The organism is Paenibacillus sp. J31R120 (genome assembly GCF_056269225.1).
The window spans coordinates 62,474-81,933 of record NZ_JBWDNN010000008.1; the positions used below are offsets into that span (position 1 = coordinate 62,474).

At 53.2% G+C, this 19,460-nt stretch carries 13 protein-coding genes; 4 read left to right on the forward strand and 9 right to left on the reverse strand.

The window, feature by feature from the left end:
* Window positions 1-637 precede the first annotated feature (637 nt).
* Together AC0YNW_RS23355 and AC0YNW_RS23360 are read right to left on the reverse strand one after the other, a co-directional pair.
* A complete protein-coding gene (locus tag AC0YNW_RS23355; RefSeq protein ID WP_475833974.1) occupies window positions 638-3,835 on the reverse strand; it encodes an MMPL family transporter in 3,198 nt (1,065 codons plus the stop codon).
* 41 nt (window positions 3,836-3,876) lie between these two features.
* Window positions 3,877-4,326, reverse strand: a complete 450-nt coding sequence (locus tag AC0YNW_RS23360; protein WP_475833975.1) for a MarR family transcriptional regulator — start codon at window positions 4,324-4,326, stop codon at window positions 3,877-3,879.
* Window positions 4,327-4,564: 238 nt separating this feature from the next.
* On the opposite strand from AC0YNW_RS23360, the gene AC0YNW_RS23365 reads away from it, so the two are divergent.
* Both AC0YNW_RS23365 and AC0YNW_RS23370 read left to right on the forward strand, forming a co-directional pair.
* Entirely contained in the window at window positions 4,565-7,216 is a 2,652-nt protein-coding gene (locus AC0YNW_RS23365; protein WP_475833976.1) for a putative bifunctional diguanylate cyclase/phosphodiesterase, read from the forward strand.
* A gap of 167 nt (window positions 7,217-7,383) precedes the next feature.
* Entirely contained in the window at window positions 7,384-9,129 is a 1,746-nt protein-coding gene (locus AC0YNW_RS23370; RefSeq protein ID WP_475833977.1) for a methyl-accepting chemotaxis protein, read from the forward strand.
* A 110-nt stretch (window positions 9,130-9,239) separates the two neighbouring features.
* Here the strand turns inward: AC0YNW_RS23370 and AC0YNW_RS23375 are convergent, their stop codons facing one another.
* The 3 genes from AC0YNW_RS23375 to AC0YNW_RS23385 all read right to left on the reverse strand — a co-directional run bounded on the left by AC0YNW_RS23375 (window position 9,240) and on the right by AC0YNW_RS23385 (window position 15,769).
* Window positions 9,240-11,273, reverse strand: coding sequence for an ABC transporter ATP-binding protein (locus AC0YNW_RS23375; RefSeq protein ID WP_475833978.1), 2,034 nt, complete (start codon window positions 11,271-11,273; stop codon window positions 9,240-9,242).
* A gap of 19 nt (window positions 11,274-11,292) precedes the next feature.
* Window positions 11,293-13,041, reverse strand: coding sequence for an ABC transporter ATP-binding protein (locus AC0YNW_RS23380; RefSeq protein WP_475833979.1), 1,749 nt, complete (start codon window positions 13,039-13,041; stop codon window positions 11,293-11,295).
* A 394-nt stretch (window positions 13,042-13,435) separates the two neighbouring features.
* Entirely contained in the window at window positions 13,436-15,769 is a 2,334-nt protein-coding gene (locus AC0YNW_RS23385; protein ID WP_475833980.1) for an ATP-dependent DNA helicase, read from the reverse strand.
* Between the two features lie 462 nt (window positions 15,770-16,231).
* On the opposite strand from AC0YNW_RS23385, the gene mle reads away from it, so the two are divergent.
* On the forward strand, window positions 16,232-17,077 hold the full coding sequence (gene mle, locus AC0YNW_RS23390) for an alpha/beta fold macrolide esterase (protein ID WP_475833981.1): 846 nt from the start codon (window positions 16,232-16,234) through the stop codon (window positions 17,075-17,077).
* 66 nt (window positions 17,078-17,143) lie between these two features.
* On the opposite strand, the gene AC0YNW_RS23395 is transcribed toward mle, so the two are convergent.
* Complete coding sequence (locus tag AC0YNW_RS23395) at window positions 17,144-17,299, reverse strand: hypothetical protein (protein WP_475833982.1); 156 nt, start codon at window positions 17,297-17,299, stop codon at window positions 17,144-17,146.
* A 158-nt stretch (window positions 17,300-17,457) separates the two neighbouring features.
* Window positions 17,458-17,664: a cold-shock protein gene (locus tag AC0YNW_RS23400; RefSeq protein ID WP_120113927.1), complete on the reverse strand. Its 207-nt coding sequence runs from the start codon at window positions 17,662-17,664 to the stop codon at window positions 17,458-17,460.
* 377 nt (window positions 17,665-18,041) lie between these two features.
* On the opposite strand from AC0YNW_RS23400, the gene AC0YNW_RS23405 reads away from it, so the two are divergent.
* The gene (locus AC0YNW_RS23405) at window positions 18,042-18,173 is read left to right on the forward strand and encodes a DUF4023 family protein (protein ID WP_475833983.1); all 132 of its coding nucleotides are present in this window, start codon (window positions 18,042-18,044) and stop codon (window positions 18,171-18,173) included.
* A gap of 111 nt (window positions 18,174-18,284) precedes the next feature.
* Here the strand turns inward: AC0YNW_RS23405 and yidC are convergent, their stop codons facing one another.
* On the reverse strand, window positions 18,285-19,136 hold the full coding sequence (gene yidC / locus AC0YNW_RS23410; protein WP_475833984.1) for a membrane protein insertase YidC: 852 nt from the start codon (window positions 19,134-19,136) through the stop codon (window positions 18,285-18,287).
* The gene (locus tag AC0YNW_RS23415) at window positions 19,094-19,429 is read right to left on the reverse strand and encodes a hypothetical protein (RefSeq protein WP_475833985.1); all 336 of its coding nucleotides are present in this window, start codon (window positions 19,427-19,429) and stop codon (window positions 19,094-19,096) included. Before AC0YNW_RS23415 ends, yidC begins: the two co-directional genes overlap by 43 nt.
* Window positions 19,430-19,460: the final 31 nt, after the last annotated feature.

A 19,460-nucleotide genomic window follows, 5' to 3' on the forward strand; every position in this document is an offset into this window, starting at 1 on the left:
ATTGTTCAAGATTGCCCTCTTGGGGCAACGCAATACGTCCATCTTACTACCTGTGAAGTCGAATGTCTAAGTGCATTTTGGCTGCTTTATATTTGATTGTATCACGGCCATCATATTGAGGCAGATCAGAGGAGCGTCTCATCATTTTCATATGTAGTGTTCCCAAGCCGGTTCTATATAGCTCAACAACCAAGTGATCAATCAGTGGCATGTCGCAATGCTACTTAATTCAATGACGTTAGTTTCTCCGTACAACAGTTCTATTCAACCCGTTCACACTATTTCCGGCTACTCACGAAATTGAACAGTATCATTCAACACGTTTACTTTATCTGGCGAGGATTTTGTATTTAGTTGTTTTACACATCACTAATTCTGCAATCCAGGCCATTCGCGCAATTTAGTAGTGCCACGCAACACTATTCGCCTAGCTGGCACATGGTTCTCCATTTAGTTGTTTTTCACAATACTAATCCTGCATTTCCCGCCATTCGCGAACTTCAGTGGTGTCACGCAATACTATTCGCTCACCCCCGTAACCCAAGACACTTCCCCATTTAACCGCTCTACACGACGCCATGCACCTCACGCATAATAAAGAAACCCGAACCTCAATCGAGGCTCGGGTTTCCAAAAACTATTGTCCTTCCTTATTGGAGCTAATGACTGCATACTGCTTCAGCTCTCTGCTTGATTGCTCGCGACTTGCCATGAACGGCCACCAGTTGGCCTCACCAAAGGTGCGCACCATGACCGGAATGAAGAGCGGCAAGATCACGAGAGCGTACAGGAACAGTCCGCATAAGACGACCGTCGCGATCTGGAGCAGCGACATGACGCCGGAAGGCAGCATCGCTGCGAAGGTTCCGCCCAGAATGACAGCCGCGGACATGATGACCGCGCCCATGTTCTTCATTGCCTCCAGGATCGCCTTCTTCGGATCCAGATCCTTGTATTCCCTGAAGCGGTCCATCAAGAAGATGCTGTAATCAACGCCTAGCGCGATCAGCATGACGAAGCCGAAGAACGGCACCGCCCAGCTGATGCCGGACAATCCCAGCATGCGGACGAAGATCACTTCCGCCATCGCCAGCGACGTGTAGAACGTGACCAGCAATGAAGCGACGATATAAATCGGAATAACAATGGAACGGAACAGCACGATCAAGATAAGGGAGATGCCAATCAACATCAGCATGACCGTTCTGGAATAGTCACCGTTCGAGATTGTGCTCAAATCATGGTTCATACTCGTAACGCCGCCAATCGCGACCTCCGCACCCGACAGCGATGTGCCTTGGAAGGCCCGTTTGACCGCAGCATTCAGAGCTTCAATCTCAGCCATCGTGTCTTGCGCATACGGATTGCTTTCGAAGATAACGTCCAGCTTCGCCGTCTTGCGGTCAGGCGACATGTAGACATCCAGCGACGCTTGGAACTGCTCATCCTCGATTGCCTCCTGCGGAATATGCCAGCCGGTCATATTCTTATCCGGTGCGTTCGCCAAGCCTTGGAGGTAGCCTCCGGCCGATGACAGGCCGTCCGTCACTTGCGTCAAGCCGTCGACGCTCTGATCCAGTCCGCTTGTCAGCTCGCCGAGCTGATCGCCTAGCGATGCGAAGCCGGACTTCAGCTCCTCCTGTCCTTTGGCAAGATCGCCAAGGCCTTTCGTCACGCCCGGCAGCTGCCCTACAATCTGTCCTTGGCCAGCCGCCGCTTGGCTAATACCGTCCTTCAGCGCTCCGAGGCCTGTCGCGAGTTGCGATAATCCTTCCGCAAGCGCGGACTGGCCGGCAGACGCTTCGGCAAAGCCTTTGTTGGCCTGTTCTACGCCGGTAGAGATACCGGCCAGGCCTTTATTCAGCTCTGCAAGCTGCGTGCCCAGCGCGGCCGCACCCTGCTGCATACCGGACAATGCGCCCAGCGCCTGCTGGAAAGCTTCGTCTTGCTTCAGCTCGGGATGCTTCTCCTGCAAGCTGTCGAGACCGGCAGTTACGCCTGCGAGCCCTTCCGCCAGCTTCGTTTGCTCGGTTGCAATCGCCTCATAGCCGCCGCTTAATTGCGTCAAGCCACCGCCCAAATCCTTATAGCCGGTCAGCAGCTCTGCGCTTCCAGCAGCAAGTTTCTTGGCGCTTTCCTGCGCCTCAGTCAAGCCGCTGAGCAGTTCCTCCGCTCCGACTGTGCCGTCATCAAGCCCCTTCTGAATCGCCTTCAGGCCGGATGCCAGCGCCTCAACTCCGGACCTCAGCTCCTTCGTGCCGCTGACAAGCTGCCCGGCGCCATCCGCCGCTTCCGCAAGCTTAGGCGCATTCTCGTTCAATGCGGTACTGGCATCGGCAAGTCCGGTACTAATCTCGCCGAGACCCTCGCCGCTTTTGCCAAGTCCTTCATCGAGCGTCAGCACTTGATCCGCAACGAGAAAATCGTCCAGGATCGCGCCTGTCGGGCGCGTTGCGCTTCGAATCGTCTTCACGCCTTCGACCTTCGACAGCTCGCGGCTTGCCTGCTCCAATGCCGCAAGGCCTTCCGGCGTATCGAGCGGATCATCCGACTTCACGATCACGCCGGTCGGAAGCGACTCGCCTGGACCGAAGCTGTCGGCAATAATATTGAAGCCTTTGACCGAATCGTATTTGTCTCCGATCTCATCCAGCGAGTTAAAGGATATCGTCCCTTTATATGCCGTCAGGAACGGTACGATGATGACCGCCAGGATAAGAAGCGCCCAGACAGGGCGTTTCAGGGAGAAGCGGCCAACGACATCCCACAGCTTGCTTGGCTTATGCTCCAGCTTGCCCTTCGACGGCCAGAACAGCGCATTGCCGAGCAGCGAGAGAAAGACCGGCACCAGTGTGAACAAGGCTAATAGTAGGATAAGAATACCTACCGCCACCGCTACTGCCGAGCGGTACAGCACAAAGGTCGAGAAGCCGATGGAAGCAAAGCCGACCAGCACCGCCAAGCCGGAAAACAATACCGTTCTGCCCGCAGTACGGTACGTGTGCACAATCGCCTCCGTACGGTCGCTCCGATGCGCAAGCTCCTCCTTATAGCGGCTAATCAGCAGAATGCAGTAGTCCGTTCCGATACCGAACAGGACAGCTACAAGGAAAATCTGCGTGAAGTTAGATAGAGGGAAGTCCGCATACTTCACCAGGAAAGCGACTATCGATTGCGACACCAGATAAGTGAAGCCGACGGCCAGAAGAGGCACAAGCGGCGCCGCCGCAGAACGGAATACAAGGAATAGAATAACCAGAATAAATCCGACTGTAATAAACTCCGTCTTCTTCAGACCCTCTTGTGAGCTCTGTATCACGTCTTCATTAATAATCCAGTTGCCTGTGTAGTAATGATCGACCGATACGCCTTCAAGCGCTTCGTACAGGCCATCCTGTACTTCCTTCAGCTCGCGATCGCCCGCCTCAACGGTTAGGAGTGACAGAATGGTGCTGCCATCCTCCGCCACCATTTGCTCTGCGAGCTCCGGTATATCGAAGTGGGTCATCACGGAGCTGACGCCGAGCTTTTCGCCTTCCGCATCCAGCTTCGCTAGCGCTCCTTCGACTTCCTTCAGATCCGCCTCGCTCAGCCCGCCTTCCTTATGAAAGACAAGCACAGTAGACATCCCCGGCTCTCCGCCTTCTTCCGTGCCGGTCCCACCGATCGCCTTCTCCAATTGTCCGGCTACCGAAGAGGAATATCCTTCCGGCACCGTAATCTGGCCCTTCGTGCGAACCAGCTCCTCCATGGCCGGCGCGCTCAGCATCAGGCCCACCGATCCAAGCAACCAAAGGGCGAGGACCAGCCACTTTAACTTCAACACAACCCTCATCAATGATCTTCCTCTCTTTTCCAAGTCGATCTCTCTAGGCACTACTGGGCGGCTTTCACAACTTTTGCCAGCTTCTCGAAGGTCTCGATGAAGGCGATTGCTTCCTTCGCGTCGAAGTGCTCAATAATATCCGCAAGGACATTCTGCACGCGCTCCTCCAGCAGGCTGCTGATGCGCTCCCCCTCCTCTGTCAGCTTCAAATGAATGACTCTGCGGTCGTCATCATCCTGAATCCGATCAATGAGCCCCTTATCCGACAGCCGGGTAATAATCGCGGTAATCGAGCTTTTGCCCACACAAAAAAATTGAGCAAGCTCCGATGCCGTACTGTTGACGTTATGTCGAAGAAATCGCAGCGTCTTGAACTGATCGACGGTCAATTCCTCTGGCATCAAGTCCTTCACCTTAACATGGAGACCTCGCTCTACGATAAAATTCGCAATCTCGTAGCGATGGATCAAGGATTTCAACAGGCTGAGGTCTTTTTCCATTTCGTTCCCTCCTCCTCTAATTAATTCTATTGTCGAACTATTCGATAATAGAACTATATCATGACAGGTACAAGCATGCAAATTAACGTCAATCGACCCTCTTTTTTGAAAGGAGGATTTAAGAAAATTTTGTCGAATATTAGGGAATTAACACGACATACATATGCCAAATAACGCGCTTTTATACATCGTATCTATCGTTCATTACATCGCTTCTAACAGCAACTGGAGGACGAACTTGAGCAATCCAACTCATCAACCTCGCAACCAATGGATGATTGCCATCTCTCTCACGCTCTGCGCCTTGCTGGCAGTTGCAGGAGAATGGAGCCAGTTCCATTTCATATACGGCATTACCTTTTCACTCACCAGCTTATTTGTTCTTCTGTCTGTCCGGCTGTTCGGGATCTGGGGAGGGCTTCTGACCGCCTGCGCCGCTTTCCTGGCTGGAGCCGCTTCCGCGGATCTTCTCATGTTCCAGGCGATCGGCTTGCTGGAAGCCCTCATCGTCGGCTTGCTGATGCTCCGGTATCGCGGCCGGCTGTTTATGACGGACCTCTTCTTCTGGCTGCTCATCGGCGCGCCGCTCGTATATTTCTTCTATAATCAACATTATTCAGGGACAGGAATCGATATTAAGCTTATTGCTTGCCTCATCGCAATCAATGGCTTATTTAATGCACTATTCGCGGAAATCGCCCATCAATACTTGCCGCTTAGCCGCTGGAGCGGCATGTCCAGCATCAAGCGTCTGCCCCGATCCATGAGCCAGCTGCTCCTGCATTTGTCGCTCGGCATTGTACTCGTCAGCTTCTTGCTGAATATGCTGGTGAACAGCATCAACTCCTTCAAGGAAGTCAGCTACTACGTGGAGGATATCGCGCTGCAAGCCACGAACACGATTACAAAAGAATGGGGCGCATCCAATGTTCCCTATACGATTCCATCAGATGGCGTATCGATTCGCACGCTGCAATTCCTCATCGATCGTTATACGACGGATACCTATACGTTCAGCCTGACGAATGACCAGCATCAGGTCGTCGCATCGAACCATCACGGACTGATTGGTACGCATATTGATCCGTTCGGCGAGAAGACGTTCAGGCCAATCAGCGAGTATCTGTATTTCTCATCCAATTACAATAGCTTTAGCCGTTTAAAGCTTTATACCTGGAATGATGAGCAGTTTTTGTTCCAATCCAAGCTCGGCAACGGAACCGGACAAATTGTCATTACGTTCCCGCTGGAATACTACCAGAAGTATCTGCTCGGCAAATATTTCACTCATATCTTCTATTTGATCGGCTTTGGGCTTGTAGCAGCCTTTGTCTCGCTGCTCATCAACCGCTCTTTTGCCCGCAGCTTGAAGAGGCTGGCGGTCGTGACAACGAATTTGCCGCTCAAGCTGAAGCATAACAATGCGCTGGAGCTGCCTGAGAGCAGCACGGTCGAAATTCATTCGCTCATTATGAATATCAAGCATATGTCGAGCAGCCTGCTCTATCTGTTCCGTGAATCGCAAAGCAACAACGAACGTCTGGAGATGCAGGCTCAGCTTCTGCAGCAATCGGAAGAGCAGCTCCATCAGCTGGCGTATTACGACATGCTGACAGGACTGCCTAATCGCCATCAGTTCACCCGGCACTTCCAGGAGCTGATTGCCATGAACACCGGCGCAGGCTCACGACTGAAGGTCGGCGTGCTGTTCACCGACATTAACCGGTTCAAGCAGATTAACGACACGCTGGGCCACGCCTTTGGGGACAAGCTGCTGCAGTTGGCCGGGGGGCGCTTCCAATCCATTCAATGCAAATCCTGCGATGTCTTCCGCCTCGGCGGGGACGAATTCGTCTTTGTCGTCCGTTATCAAGAGGAGGAGGAGCTGTCTCGCCATGCGGAAGCCATTCTGGATTGCTTCGTCGAGCCGTTCATCATCGACGGCATGCCGCTGTTCCTGACCGTCAGCATCGGCATCAGCGCCTATCCGCATGACGGAGACGATATGGATACCATCGTCCGCAATGCGGACATTGCCATGTATAACGCCAAGGAAGAAGGAGATGGCTGCTACCGCTTCTTCAAGCCGAATCTGCTGCCACTCATTGCTGAGAAGATGCGGCTGGAGAACGGTCTGTATAAGGCGCTGCAAGAGAATCAATTCTCGCTCTACTATCAGCCGAAGATTAGCGCCGCAACCGGTGAGCTATGCGGCATCGAAGCGCTGATTCGCTGGAAGCATCCGGAGCTGGGGCTTGTGCCGCCGGATAAATTCATCCCGCTGGCGGAGGAGTCCGGCTTTATTCTGGAGATCGACCGCTGGGTATTCCGCGAGGCTTGCCGCCAGAATAAAGCCTGGCAGGATGCCGGACTGAAGAAGATCAGCGTCTCGGTCAACATATCGGCGCGTCACTTCTATCAGGGCAACTTAAAGGAAATGATCCTCAGCGAGCTGAAGGCAACAGGGCTTGAAGCGCACTATGTATGCCTTGAAATTACAGAGGGCGTCTTCATGCGCAATATCGACCAAGTCATTGATACGATTCTGTACTTGCGCAATCTGGGCATCCAGATCTCGATCGATGATTTCGGCACGGGATATTCGTCGCTGAATCAGCTGCAGCGGCTGCCGATCTCCGATGTGAAGCTTGACCGCTCTTTCATTCAAGGCATTACAAGCGATGACAAAAAGTCGTCTATCGTTCGCGCCATCATCGAGCTTGTCCATAGCATGAACATGAAGGTTGTGGCGGAAGGCGTCGAGACAGCCGATGAATCTCGCTTCTGCAAGGAGCTCAAGTGCGATGAGCTGCAAGGCTATCTGTTCAGCCGGCCGCTGCCAGCCGCAGAGCTGGAGGCCCTGCTCGTCCCAACCGAAAACGTTAGCTAAAAGCCGGTCCCACCTGATACTTTCCTAACATTAGCTGCTAAACTTTTCTAATAAATGCATGTTAGTGTAGGATATTAGGCGGGACCGGTTTGTTCTAACATATTCCTACCATGACGGACAGCCAATTGTCTTGCCAGCCTTTACAACAAACGAGAGGTGTGGCATTCATGTTCAGATGGAAAGACCGCAGTTTGGTCGTAACTAGCTCTCTGGTATTAGCCCTTATTCTGATCGTGCTGATCAGTGCGACGCAGTGGCTATCCTACAACTCCCAGAAAGCAGCTTACAAAGACGATATTACAGATTTGGGCGAAACATTAGGCTATCAACTAGAATTCGAATATGATCTTGTCGCAGCCGCTCATGATGAATTGCTGCAAAGCGGTACCTATGAAGCGGATGCCTTCCGTGTGCTGAAAAGCAAATTCGACGCCATGGTGCGCAATGAACGGGTAACGAATGCCGCCATCTATATGCCTGAAGTGAAAGAAGTGGACGGCAAGCGCACAGCCACCATGCTTCAAAGCAATGAAGAGCTGCACCAGACCGATCTGGGTCCAGGCGAGACTTATGCGATGGCAGAAAGTTTCGATACCGCATTCCAGAAGGCTGAGACTCAAGGAGCAGCATGGACAGAAATCTATGAGGACGACTTCGGCCATTGGATCACATATATAAAAAGAATTGAGGATACAACGGGCAAAGTTGTGGGCCTGTTAGCCATTGACTTCGACTACGGACACGTCGAAGACGAATTGGGAGCTATGGTGTGGAAAAGCGTCTTTATCGCCGCTGCTCTGTCAGCCGGTGCGATCCTGATTATTACAATATTGGTCCGTCTCGTGCTCCGGCCGCTTCGCCGGCTCGCTGAAGTGTCGGCGCTGGCGGCTGCCGGAGATTTGACAATATCCGTGAATGCGAAGGGCGACAACGAAATCGGGCAGCTGTCCAAATCGTTCAACGGCATGATTGCCAGCCTGCGCAAGCTGACCGGCGACATTCGCAACAGCACAGGAGAAGTAGCCGGCTCGGCGGAAAATATGCAGCAGAGTGCGGAGATGACTTCCCGCGCAACGGAAGAAGTGACGGAAGCGATCCAAGAGGTCGCATCCGGTTCGGAATCACAGCTGCAGAGCTTCCAGGAATGCCAGCGTGCAATGGGAGAGATGGCGGTCGGCATCGGACGAATTGCCGAATCGTCGGCCATCGTATCGGAGATGGCATCGGATACTACTCATCTGGCTACAGAAGGCGAAAGCGTCATGGAGCAAACGCAGACCCAGATGAAAGAGCTGGAGCAGAATGTAGAGCAGACGGTCGTCACGCTCCGCGAGCTCAGAGATCACAGTGAGAAGATCGAAGGCATCCTTGGCCTAATTGCCGAAGTGGCCAACCAGACCAACCTACTTGCGCTGAACGCTTCTATTGAAGCGGCTCGGGCAGGAGAGCATGGCAAAGGCTTTGCGGTAGTTGCCGTTGAAATCCGCAAGCTGGCGGAGAGAAGCAAGGAATCCTCGGAGCAAATCAACGAGATTCTGAACATGATCGGCATGCGCACGAGAGAAGCAGCAAGCTCCATGGAGCGCTCAGCGGTGGCGGCTCGCGATGGTTCTTCCGTAGCGACTCAGGCGGGCGAATCCTTCCGCTCCATCGTAGATTCCATTAAGCAGGTATCGGCTCAGGTGCAGGAAGTATCCGCCGCATCCGAGCAAATGTCGGCTGGCAGCGAAGAAATTGCTGCTTCACTGGATCAGTTGTCGTACATTGCCCAATCTACTGCGTCTAACGCACAACGCGTCGCAGCCGCTTCGGAGGAGCAGCTGGCTTCCATGCAAGAGGTGGCAAGCGGCTCCGTGCAGCTCCGCAGTCTGGCAACCGGCTTGAATCAAGCCGTCGGACGCTTCAAGACCTAATTTAAGTCCTATTATTAAGAGGCCCGCAAGCACGCCATTACGGTGTGCTTGCGGGCCTCTCCTGTTGCCAACTTATATCCAAACATGATCAAAAGGAACTATACCAGGCATTAAGCTGTCTGAACAGAGCCTTGCTGCAGCTGATACATCGCATAATATTTGCCGCGATGGTCCATCAGCTCGTCATGATTGCCGCGCTCTACGATCACGCCGCGGTCGAGCACCAGAATCTGGTCAGCTTGACGAATCGTCGACAGACGGTGGGCAATGACGAACGTTGTCCGCCCTTTCTTGAGGACATTCAGCGCTTCCTGAATGACCGCTTCCGTCTCTGTATCGATGCTCGCTGTCGCTTCATCCAGAATGAGGATAGCCGGATCGAAGGCCAGCGCCCGCGCGAAGGAGATCAGCTGACGCTGTCCTGCCGATAGCGTGCTCCCCTTCTCGATCACTTCGGCGTCAATGCCGCCCGGCAGCTGGCTGAACATTTCATATGCGCCAACATCCTTCAGCGCTTGAATGACCTTCTCTCTGGAGATCGACGGATCATCCAGACTGACGTTCGATGCAATCGTTCCGGTGAACAGGAACGGGTCCTGCAGCACGATGCCCATATGCTGACGCAGCATCTGCTTTGGAATATCACGCACATCCCGGCCGTCTACGACAATGCGGCCTTCCCCGTCCTTAATGTCATAGAAGCGGAACAGCAGGTTCAGAATGGAGCTTTTGCCGGAGCCCGTATGCCCGACCAGAGCGACCGTCTCGCCTTGCTTCGCGTGGAAGTTAATGTTTTTCAGCACGTATTCATTCTTTTTATACGCGAACGATACGTTCTCGAATGATACATTTCCTTTGTAGCGCTCCAGCCTTCCTTTCGCTACATCAATGCCTTCATCATCCATCAGCTTGAACACACGCTCCGCGGAGACGCGGGCCGTCTCCAGATTGGAGAGCTGATTGACGATGCCGACAATCGGCGAGAACATCCGGTTCATATAGTCGATATAAGCGAACAGCACCCCGACCGTAACCAGCGTGCCGAGCGTGCCGCCCCAGAACATCCAGATGACGATCAAGAACAGTACGTTCCGAACGACATTGACCAAGTTATGAGACGTAATCGAGTTCAGACTCAGCAATTTGTTCTGATACTTGAAGTAATGATCGTTCATCTCGGCGAATTCCTTGGACGTCTCCTTCTGGCGGCGGAAGGCTTGAATAATCGTCATGCCTTGAATCGATTCATTGATCATCGCGTTGATCTCGCTAAGCTTTGCCCGGATAATGCGGTTGTACTTGGCTGCAAACTTCCGGTATACGATAATCCATACGATCAGCAGCGGAATTAGCGGCAGCGTAACAAGCGCAAGGCGCGTATCCAGCAGGAACAGCGCACCGAATATCGCAACCATGTAGATCGTGCCCGTAAAAAAGTTCGCCAACACGCCTACATACAGCTCGCGAATTGCTTCCGTATCGTTCGTAATGCGGGATACGACCTGGCCCGCGGCCAGATTGTCATAATAATTAACCGGCAGACGCTGCGTATGTGCATACACGTCATTACGCATCTTGCGCACGATGCGGTTCGCAGATGTCTGCAGCATGAGCCGCTGTCCGTAGGTCAGGGCAGCCACCACCAGCAAGAGGACGAAATAAATGGCTGCCAGCACCAGCAGTCCCGGCACCTCCGGTTTATAGAAGCTGTACAGCTCCTTGGATTCCAGCTTCGTCACGGGATAGACGTTTTGCTCGCCTGTTGTGCCGTCCGTCACGGTCAGCTCGTTGCCTGTCACTTCCCGCTTGCCAGTCTCGCTCACTAGTGAGCCGGTCAGGAAGTAATAGCTTCTACCCACTTGCAGCACGCGAGCCTCTTGCCCCTTCCCTCCGCTCTCCTCGCCGGAGAAGCGGTCCTCCCGTTTGTACCAATTGCCTTGATATTGCACGGCATAAGGCTGATCGCCCTCTACCTGATGCCACTTCTTCTCAATGCCAAGAATGTTCTGATCAATCATTCGCTTGGCAATAAGCGGTCCTGTAAGCTCCGCGCATACCGCCAGCACGAGAAGCGCCAACGCGATCAGAATCGTTTTTTTATACAGCATGGCGTATTGAAACAATCGTTTGCCTGTTGTACCCATAGTTCTTGACGCCTCCTATCTATTCAGTCTCAATTGATGCTTCCAACTGCTGACGGTCATATTGCTCGCGGTACCAGCCGCCGCTTGCGAGCAAGCGGTCATGTGTGCCTTCTTCCACGATTTTGCCGTCCTCCAGCACGATAATCCAATCGGCATGCTGCACCGCAGACAGCCTATGCGTTGTAATTAAAGTCGTTTTGCCTGCACGCTCCGTACGGATGCCCTCGATAATCTCCGCTTCCGTCTTCGCGTCGACAGCGGATAGCGCATCATCGAGCATCAGAATTTCAGGATCGGCGATTAGCGCGCGTGCGATACTTACCCGCTGCTTCTGCCCCCCGGACAGCGCAACCCCTTTCTCGCCGACCATCGTATCCAGCCCATCCGGCAGGAAGGCGATGTCCTTCGCGAAGGATGCGCGCTCCAGCGCCCGCTGGAGATCGTCTTCTGACGCATCTGTACGTCCGAAGAAGATGTTCTCCCGAATCGTCTTGGAGAAAAGAATCGGCTGCTGAGGCACATAGCCGATCCAGCCCAGTATGTGATCAATCTTTACATTGCCAAGCGGTTCGCCGGATACCCGGATATGGCCTTTGCCAAGCGGATACTCGCGCAGCAATTGCTTGAGCAGCGTAGTCTTGCCGCTGCCTGTGCGGCCGACGATGCCCAGTGTTCCGCCCTGATGAAGCTTGAGCGACACGCCCGTCAGGTTATCAACCTCTGAGGACGGGTAGCGGAATGTCACTTTATCGAACTCCAGCGAAGCCGGTTCGCCAACTACGGCTGGCTTCGAAGCGTCCTTCACATCCGGCTTGTAGCCTAGTGTCTCATTCACCCGATCCAGAGACGCATTGCCGCGCTGCATAATATTAATCAGCTCGCCGATCGCGAACATCGGCCAGATCAGCATGCCGAGGAAAATGTTGAACGAGACCAGCTCGCCCAGCGTAATTTCGTTATGGAATACGAGGAAGCCGCCGTAGCCCAGACCAATCAGATAGCTGCTGCCGACGAGAATCTTCATCGTAGGCTCGAAGAGCGCGTCGATTTTGGCTACCGCGATATTTTTGCCCAATACCTCATCTGTCTTCGCATTGAATCGCCCTTCACTTGCTTCCTCTTGCACAAATGCACGGATGACGCGTACGCCTGCCACCGATTCCAGCACCTGGTCGTTCATCTCGCCGAAAGCGTCTTGCGCTTCTGTGAACCGCTCATGAATCTTCTTGCCGTAATAGGACATTGCAATAGCCATAAGCGGCAATGGAAGGAGCGCAGCCAGCGTCAGCTTCAGACTGATTGCGGCTGCCATCACGATCAGAATTGTAATCATGAACAGGGTCGAATCGACCAGCGTCAGAATGCCGAAGCCTGCCGTCGTCGCCACAGCTCCCAGATCGTTCGTCGAACGGGCCATCAAGTCGCCAGTTCGGTTGCGCTCGTAGAAGGTAGGCGTCATGCGCAGGAAGTGTCCCATCATACTGGAGCGCAGCAGCCTCTCCAGCACGAACGCACCGCCAAAGAGCTTATAGTGCCACACATACGTAATGAGATACCCAAACACGGTCAACCCGATCCACATATACATAATGCGATTGAACTCGGACGTGCCGAGCGCATTTTGGCTTATCCCGTCTACGATGTAGCCGAGCAGCCAAGGCGGAATAATATCAATAATTCCAGTCAATACAAGAAGCGAGATTGCCAGCGTGTATCGCTTCCATTCCTTTCGAAAGAACCAGCCCAATTTTTTCAATACGCCAAACATCGCTTTTACCACACCTTCCGTCTCGCATCCACAAGTCGGATGCTTCTCTTTCTAATCGGACTATTGCCGGTTGCTCCCGCTTTCCGCTCATACAAAAAGAGCCTGTCGCCGCAACGACACGCTCTTATCCGGCCTGGAATTTCCCCCGCGCGGTACGCAGGGAAACCCTTCCAAGGCACAATAAAGGCGCATGATTACGGTCACGTAACCCTGCGCCTTTGATATCCGGAATACCCTGATATACAAAGCTATTCTTCGCGCAGATGGATTACGTTAAGGAATCCCATATTAAAATGGCCGTTAAGATCGTTATTCCGCATGTTCGTAATCCTCCCTCTTTGCTAGAAATTTCTTGAAATCTATTTGTCACTTTATCATCCCGATCAAGAGGCTGTCAATCCAAAAATTCGCTATAGGTATTCTTTACCGCCTGCAGCCATTCCTCCGGAAGCAGCCTGCGGTAATCCTGCTCCAGATACCGATCATCGATGAGCATGAGCCGCCCTTCATCCGTCTCGGATCGAATGAGCCGCCCGCCCGCTTGGAGAACCTTGTTCATGCCGGGTATGACATATGCATAGTGAAAACCTCTATTACCCCGTTGCTGGTAATAGGCCCTTAGAGCATCCCGCTCCATCCCTAGCTGCGGCATGCCGACGCCCACAACGACGACGCCAATCAATCGGTCTCCCGGCAGGTCAACGCCCTCCGAGAAGACGCCGCCCATGACTGCAAAGCCGACAAGCGACCGAGCTCCCCCCGGCTGGAACGCCTCCAGGAAGCCGTCCCGCTCCTCCTCTGTCATATCGCTTCTCTGCACCTGAACGACTGGACGCACCTCAGGCGGCAACCCTTCACTCTCCATCAACTCTATATATGCTTCATGGACTGCGTTCATGTAGGCATAGGAGGGGAAAAACACAAAATAGTTGCCCTTCCTAGACATGACCATTCGATGCACAATGCCGGCGATAGGCCCGTACGATTGTCCGCGGACCTGATAACGGGTCGAGACAGCATGAATGGAGACATCGAGCTGTCCGCTGTCAAAGGGAGAAGCCAGCGAGATCGTATAATCCTCCTCCGCGCCGCCCAGCATGTCCATGTAATACCCGAGCGGTGTTAGCGTGGCCGAGAAATAAACAGCCGAACGATAGCCTTTCCTCATCCCTTTCAGCAGCTCCGAAGGATCAAGGCAATAGAGCTTCATGGTGACATCGCCCCGTGAGACTTCCGTCAGTGTGGTGTACCGAGTGTCATACAGCTTCGCGGCCCGGAGGAATTGCTGGGACTGAAAATAGAGATCCAGCAGCTCGGCGCCGGCGCCTTCCAGCAGTGGCTCGATCTCCTCCGCAAATCGCTCCGCGAGCACGATCAGCTCCTCTGGCTTCTCCTGCTCCATAGCTTGCGGCCTTCCGTCCCCAAGTTGCTTGCGCTTCGCGATGAAATAATCGTTGATCGCTTTCGCCGCGCCATGCGCGCCCGGATGCTTGCCCTTCAGCTCCCGCTGCATGGCAAGAAACGGAGCTTTCGTCAGCATGCCGGAGAACATCTCCCGCCCGCGATCGGGAAGATGATGCGCCTCGTCCACCAACAGCGCCGTCCGCTTCTTCACTTCCCCATGCAGCCGCTTGAACGAAATCCGCGGATCAAAGACATAGTTGTAGTCGCATATGACCATGTCGGCGGCATACGCCAGGTCCAGCGAATATTCGAATGGGCATACAAGGTGTTTGCGTGCGTATTGCTCAATGACCGGGCGCGTCAGCAGCGTCTCCTCACGCAAAATATCCAAGACCGCTTCGTTAATCCGATCATAATAACCGTCTGCGTACGGACAATGTTCCTTCTCGCAGCGAGTCTCCTCCTGGAAGCAGATCTTGTCCTTGGCTGTAATGGTCACGGCATGCAGCCGCAGCCCTTGCGATTCCATAAGCCGCAGCGCATCCTCTGCCGCCGCTCTTGTCGTCGTTCTGGCTGTTAAATAATAAATGCGCTGAAGCAACCCCTGGCCTATCGCTTTGATGGCGGGATAGGTAGTGGAAATCGTCTTGCCGATCCCGGTAGGCGCTCTGGCGAATAGGGATACTCCCTCTTCGATCGACTTGAACACAGCTCCTGCCAGCTTCCTCTGACCGGTCCGATAGGTATGGAACGGGAAAGGGAGTTGTCCGATGCTCGCATTGCGACTCTGCTCATGCTCTCTGCGAAGCTGCGCATACGGGGCATACTGCTCGATCATGCCTAGAATATCCGATTCCAGCTCCTCAAAGCTCGCCTCTCGAACGAAGCGGATCGTCTCATCTGTTAAGGTGTGAACATACGTCAACTGCACGCTCATCCTTGGCACGTCGTAGTCTCTCGCATACATATAGGCATAGAACCAAGCCTGCGCCCAGTGAACGGGCAATCCGCCTGCTTCCTTCACGCGGGCAAGGTCTCCCCTCGTCGACTTGATCTCGTCGATCATCGGTACAGATCCAGATGCAAGCAGCCCGTCGCATCGCCCGTCAATGGTGAACTTCAAGTCATCCCCCCAGACGATATCCGCTTTCAAGAACACTTCCTTCTGGTCGTCCTCGCCATATTCACCCTGAATGCGCTGATGCGCCTTCGTGCCGTCCAGCATCGCGTCCGCGCTCTGCAGCCGGGCATCAATGCTGCCGCTGGAATAGACATATTCAACTAGCTGCCTAACTGACAAGGATACTGTATACGTCTCCGACATAATCTCTCCTTCTCGTCCGCCCGAAAGAACATTTGTTCCCTTAGTGTAGCATACATCCAGGAGTTGTCCAGCCGTTCCAAAGCTGCAAATCCATGCAAAAAAGCGGGTTGACAGCCAAAAAAATCATGTGATAATATGAGAACCAATTCACTTGAACGGAGGGTTATGTGTGTTGAACTAATGATTCGATTGCTCGATGTGCATAGAACACAGATCTCTTTGTGCATCGTAATCGAAGAATTGGTTTGCCATACGGTAACCCAATTACATAGAGGACGCATCCCGCGTAACCCGGCCCGCAAGGACAATAGGCAGTATTCGCAGTCTGCCAATGCCCCCTGTTGTCCTTCCGACAGCCCGGTTATCATCCGCGCTCCTCTATGTCTCGATTACGATCTGCACAGGCCCATAGCCTGTGCTTTTTTATATTAGACCGCGAATCGCGATAGGAGGAATGATGATATGAATCAAAAGCTAGTGACGAGCAACGGAGCTGTTATTTGCACAGAAAGCTTCGGCCATCCAGCCCATCCTGCTGTCTTGCTCATTATGGGAGCGCAGTCCTCGCTCGTCTGGTGGGAGGAGGCCTTCTGCCACTATCTCGCAGACGAGGGCCGGTTTGTCATTCGCTACGACAACCGTGACACAGGGTTATCCACCACATGCGAGCCCGGCAGCCCAGACTATACCTTCGAGGACATGGCAGATGACGCCATTCATGTTCTGGATGGCTACGGCATTGAGCAGGCGCATATTGTCGGCATGTCTATGGGCGGCATGCTGACACAGATGACAGCACTTCGTCATAAGTCCCGCGTACGCACCATTACGTTACTTGCGACTTCCAACTTTGCGCCGCATCTTCCTCCTATGGAAGCTAAGATAATGGACTATTTCTCAAATTCCGGGCAGATAGACTGGATGGACACTCAAGCGGTCATTGACTTCAATATCAGCAAGTCAAAGCTGCTCTCCGGCTCTAAGAACCCGTTCGATCTGCCCCGAGTTTCTCTGCTGGCTGAGGAAGAAGCGAGACGCAGCCCAAGAATGGAGAGCATCAACAATCATGCCTTGGTCACGGGCGGAGAACACTACCTGACGCGTACAAGCGAGATATATGTCCCTGCTTTAATTATTCATGGGACAGAAGATCCGATCATCCCTTATGCGCATGGCCAGCATCTGACGGATACCATTCCCGGCGCCAAGCTAGTAACACTGGACGGCACCGGCCACGAGCTGCATCATCATGACTGGGACGCCATCATCGAAGCCATCAAGGACCATACGTCGATCAAATCCTTATAAAACCGGAGAGCGGCAGCCCGGAATACCTGAATGGTAGTTGAGCTGCCGCTTCTTCCTGACTATGGCTTAGGCTTCCCGTTCCTGCTCCGTCCCCTTCTTCCAGGCGCTCCCGATTTCAGGTTCCTCTGTGAACAATCCGAATTCTTCGTCAATGTCCCGTTCGGTAACCAAGCCTTCATGCTTGACGGTATCCGGCAGCCTTACGCGTTGATTCTCCTTCATAATGGGGCCTCCTCATGCAAGCTCTGGGTTTCTGATCTGCTATAGATTACCCTTTCAAGTTCACAATCAACCAGCACGCGGATCATTCCCCGCATATACAGAAGAACGCTGCACGAGAGGGAATCCCTCCATGCAGCGTTCTTCTGATTTGCAGTGGCTTAGCTCTTCAGTTCCGCCGTAGAATTGACTAGCATTGGAAGCATTTTTTCGCCGCTTACCATTGGCGCGTTGCACATAATACAGCTTGGCACTCGCTCGAATGAAAAGTTATCTCTCATCCAGCTGTTGCAGCCCTCAGTCTCGCATGTCCATACTTTCGTGTTTTCAAGCGGAATTTCTTCTAGCGGTTTTTTACGATTGTACATGGCCAGCCTCCTTCGCGCCAGCGCCAACGCATACCGATCAGCCGGCAGCGTCCGCCTCGCAGATATGTGTAATGTGCGTCCCATCATCCGGCTATCCCGACAAACCCTAGACAAAACGGAAAACTGCCTCAAACGCTAGGTCAGCGGGCAGTTTTCGTCTATGGGGCTCTGTCGTCGTCCAAGGTGACAACAGGAAGTTAAGTATTAAATTTCCGTCATTGTACCATGTTCACCGGAATAAGGCAAATCCCTTCCATACTTGTTATTTCCAACGCTTCATTGCCCCAGGACGGTCTTTTCACACCCTACTTCTTTATTTTTATTCAAAGGAATGGAAATCCATGACTCGGGGGAAAGTGGACAGAGGAGGTGAGCCAATGAGCCATTCGGATTCATTCGTGGATAAGGTGAAAGATACACAGCAAAAAGCCGAACGGAATAAGCGTACCAACGGTCAGGGATCGCCAGGCGCGCAGCTTTCGAATAAACAACACAGCACCAATAAATAATCGGCAAACGACGAAAGAGGCTTCCCCTCGTGATGAGGGGAAGCCTCTTGATTAGCAAGGATACGCATGAATGGCGTCAAGAGATGACGATCCGCCGCCTCTTGATCGAGATCAGGCTCTGCTTTTCCTTGTCTTAACCTGGGGCGCCTGGGCGGGGCTGTCGGGAAGCTTGATCGCGGGATACAGCTTAGACAGCAGGAATGATTGTCCGATCATGAACAACCCCCCCGTTACCCAATACAGCGAAATGGCAGCCGGTGCCCATAAAGCGAACAAACCCATCAGAATCGGCGAAAGATACCCCATGAACGCAAGCTGCTTATTAGCCGAGTTATCGACACCCCTTTGGGACACCTTGAATTGCAAGAAGTATACAAATGCCGCTATAAGCGGGAGCCATAGATCCGGCGCCCCCAGCTTGAACCAAAGGAACGTGTGGGTAGACATCTCCGGCGTCATGCGAATGGCGGAATACAGTCCCGTCAGGATCGGCAATTGAATGAGCATTGGCAGACAACCGATTGCAAGCGGATTGACCTTGTGCTTCTGATACAGCTCCATCGTCTCCTGCTGCTTCTTCTTTAGCGCGTCCTGATCCTTCTTGTCCTTATACTTGGCCTCCAGAGCTTTCAACTCGGGCTGCAGTACGGCCATCTTGGCCTTCATGCTCCGCTGCGACTTATGCTGTCTAACCATCAGCGGGAAGAGAGCAAGACGGATAATGATAGTGATCGCCATGACCGCAAGACCGTAATTATCGCTAAGTGCTCCTGCAATGCCGCTAATTAGCTCCGACAGCGGATAGATGACGTAATGATTAAATACGCCCGGCGTATCTTCATTGATTGTGCCTGTAGCTGAACCGCAGCCAGGCAGGATGACCAGCAGCGCCAGCACAGCCAGCGCCAGCATGAATTTTTTTATCCCGCTATGCCGGGAAGAGATGAATGATCGATTGGACATATAGTCCCTCCTCGTTGATTGAATCTTATGCGAACCAACGAGGCGCTGCACTCCGGATCATCTTCTTCCGGCGCGTCTTTCCGCTTGATATGCCGGACCAGCCGCTTCTGTACGACTGCCGCAATCGCCACAATCCGGCGTTCCGACGCAATGAGCATGCCGCTATCATCCTCGCTATGGACGATCGTCGCGGACACGGTATGCAGATGGACGGAATAAAGCCCTGCTACTGCGCAGATCCAGCCGATTGTGAGCAGATATGGCAGCCATTCCTGGAGTTCCAACTCGAACATGTCAATCCCTCCCTTCCTCGGACTAAGAATC

Excerpts from the sequence above, each read along its gene's own strand:
- AC0YNW_RS23355 (WP_475833974.1), bottom strand. The coding sequence starts at position 3,835 with ATGAGGGTTGTGTTGAAGTTAAAGTGGCTGGTCCTCGCCCTTTGGTTG.
- AC0YNW_RS23360 (WP_475833975.1), bottom strand. The coding sequence starts at position 4,326 with ATGGAAAAAGACCTCAGCCTGTTGAAATCCTTGATCCATCGCTACGAG.
- AC0YNW_RS23370 (WP_475833977.1), top strand. The coding sequence starts at position 7,384 with ATGTTCAGATGGAAAGACCGCAGTTTGGTCGTAACTAGCTCTCTGGTA.
- AC0YNW_RS23375 (WP_475833978.1), bottom strand. The coding sequence starts at position 11,273 with ATGGGTACAACAGGCAAACGATTGTTTCAATACGCCATGCTGTATAAA.
- AC0YNW_RS23380 (WP_475833979.1), bottom strand. The coding sequence starts at position 13,041 with ATGTTTGGCGTATTGAAAAAATTGGGCTGGTTCTTTCGAAAGGAATGG.
- AC0YNW_RS23385 (WP_475833980.1), bottom strand. The coding sequence starts at position 15,769 with ATGTCGGAGACGTATACAGTATCCTTGTCAGTTAGGCAGCTAGTTGAA.
- mle (WP_475833981.1), top strand. The coding sequence starts at position 16,232 with ATGAATCAAAAGCTAGTGACGAGCAACGGAGCTGTTATTTGCACAGAA.
- AC0YNW_RS23395 (WP_475833982.1), bottom strand. The coding sequence starts at position 17,299 with ATGAAGGAGAATCAACGCGTAAGGCTGCCGGATACCGTCAAGCATGAA.
- AC0YNW_RS23400 (WP_120113927.1), bottom strand. The coding sequence starts at position 17,664 with ATGTACAATCGTAAAAAACCGCTAGAAGAAATTCCGCTTGAAAACACG.
- AC0YNW_RS23405 (WP_475833983.1), top strand. The coding sequence starts at position 18,042 with ATGAGCCATTCGGATTCATTCGTGGATAAGGTGAAAGATACACAGCAA.
- yidC (WP_475833984.1), bottom strand. The coding sequence starts at position 19,136 with ATGTCCAATCGATCATTCATCTCTTCCCGGCATAGCGGGATAAAAAAA.
- AC0YNW_RS23415 (WP_475833985.1), bottom strand. The coding sequence starts at position 19,429 with ATGTTCGAGTTGGAACTCCAGGAATGGCTGCCATATCTGCTCACAATC.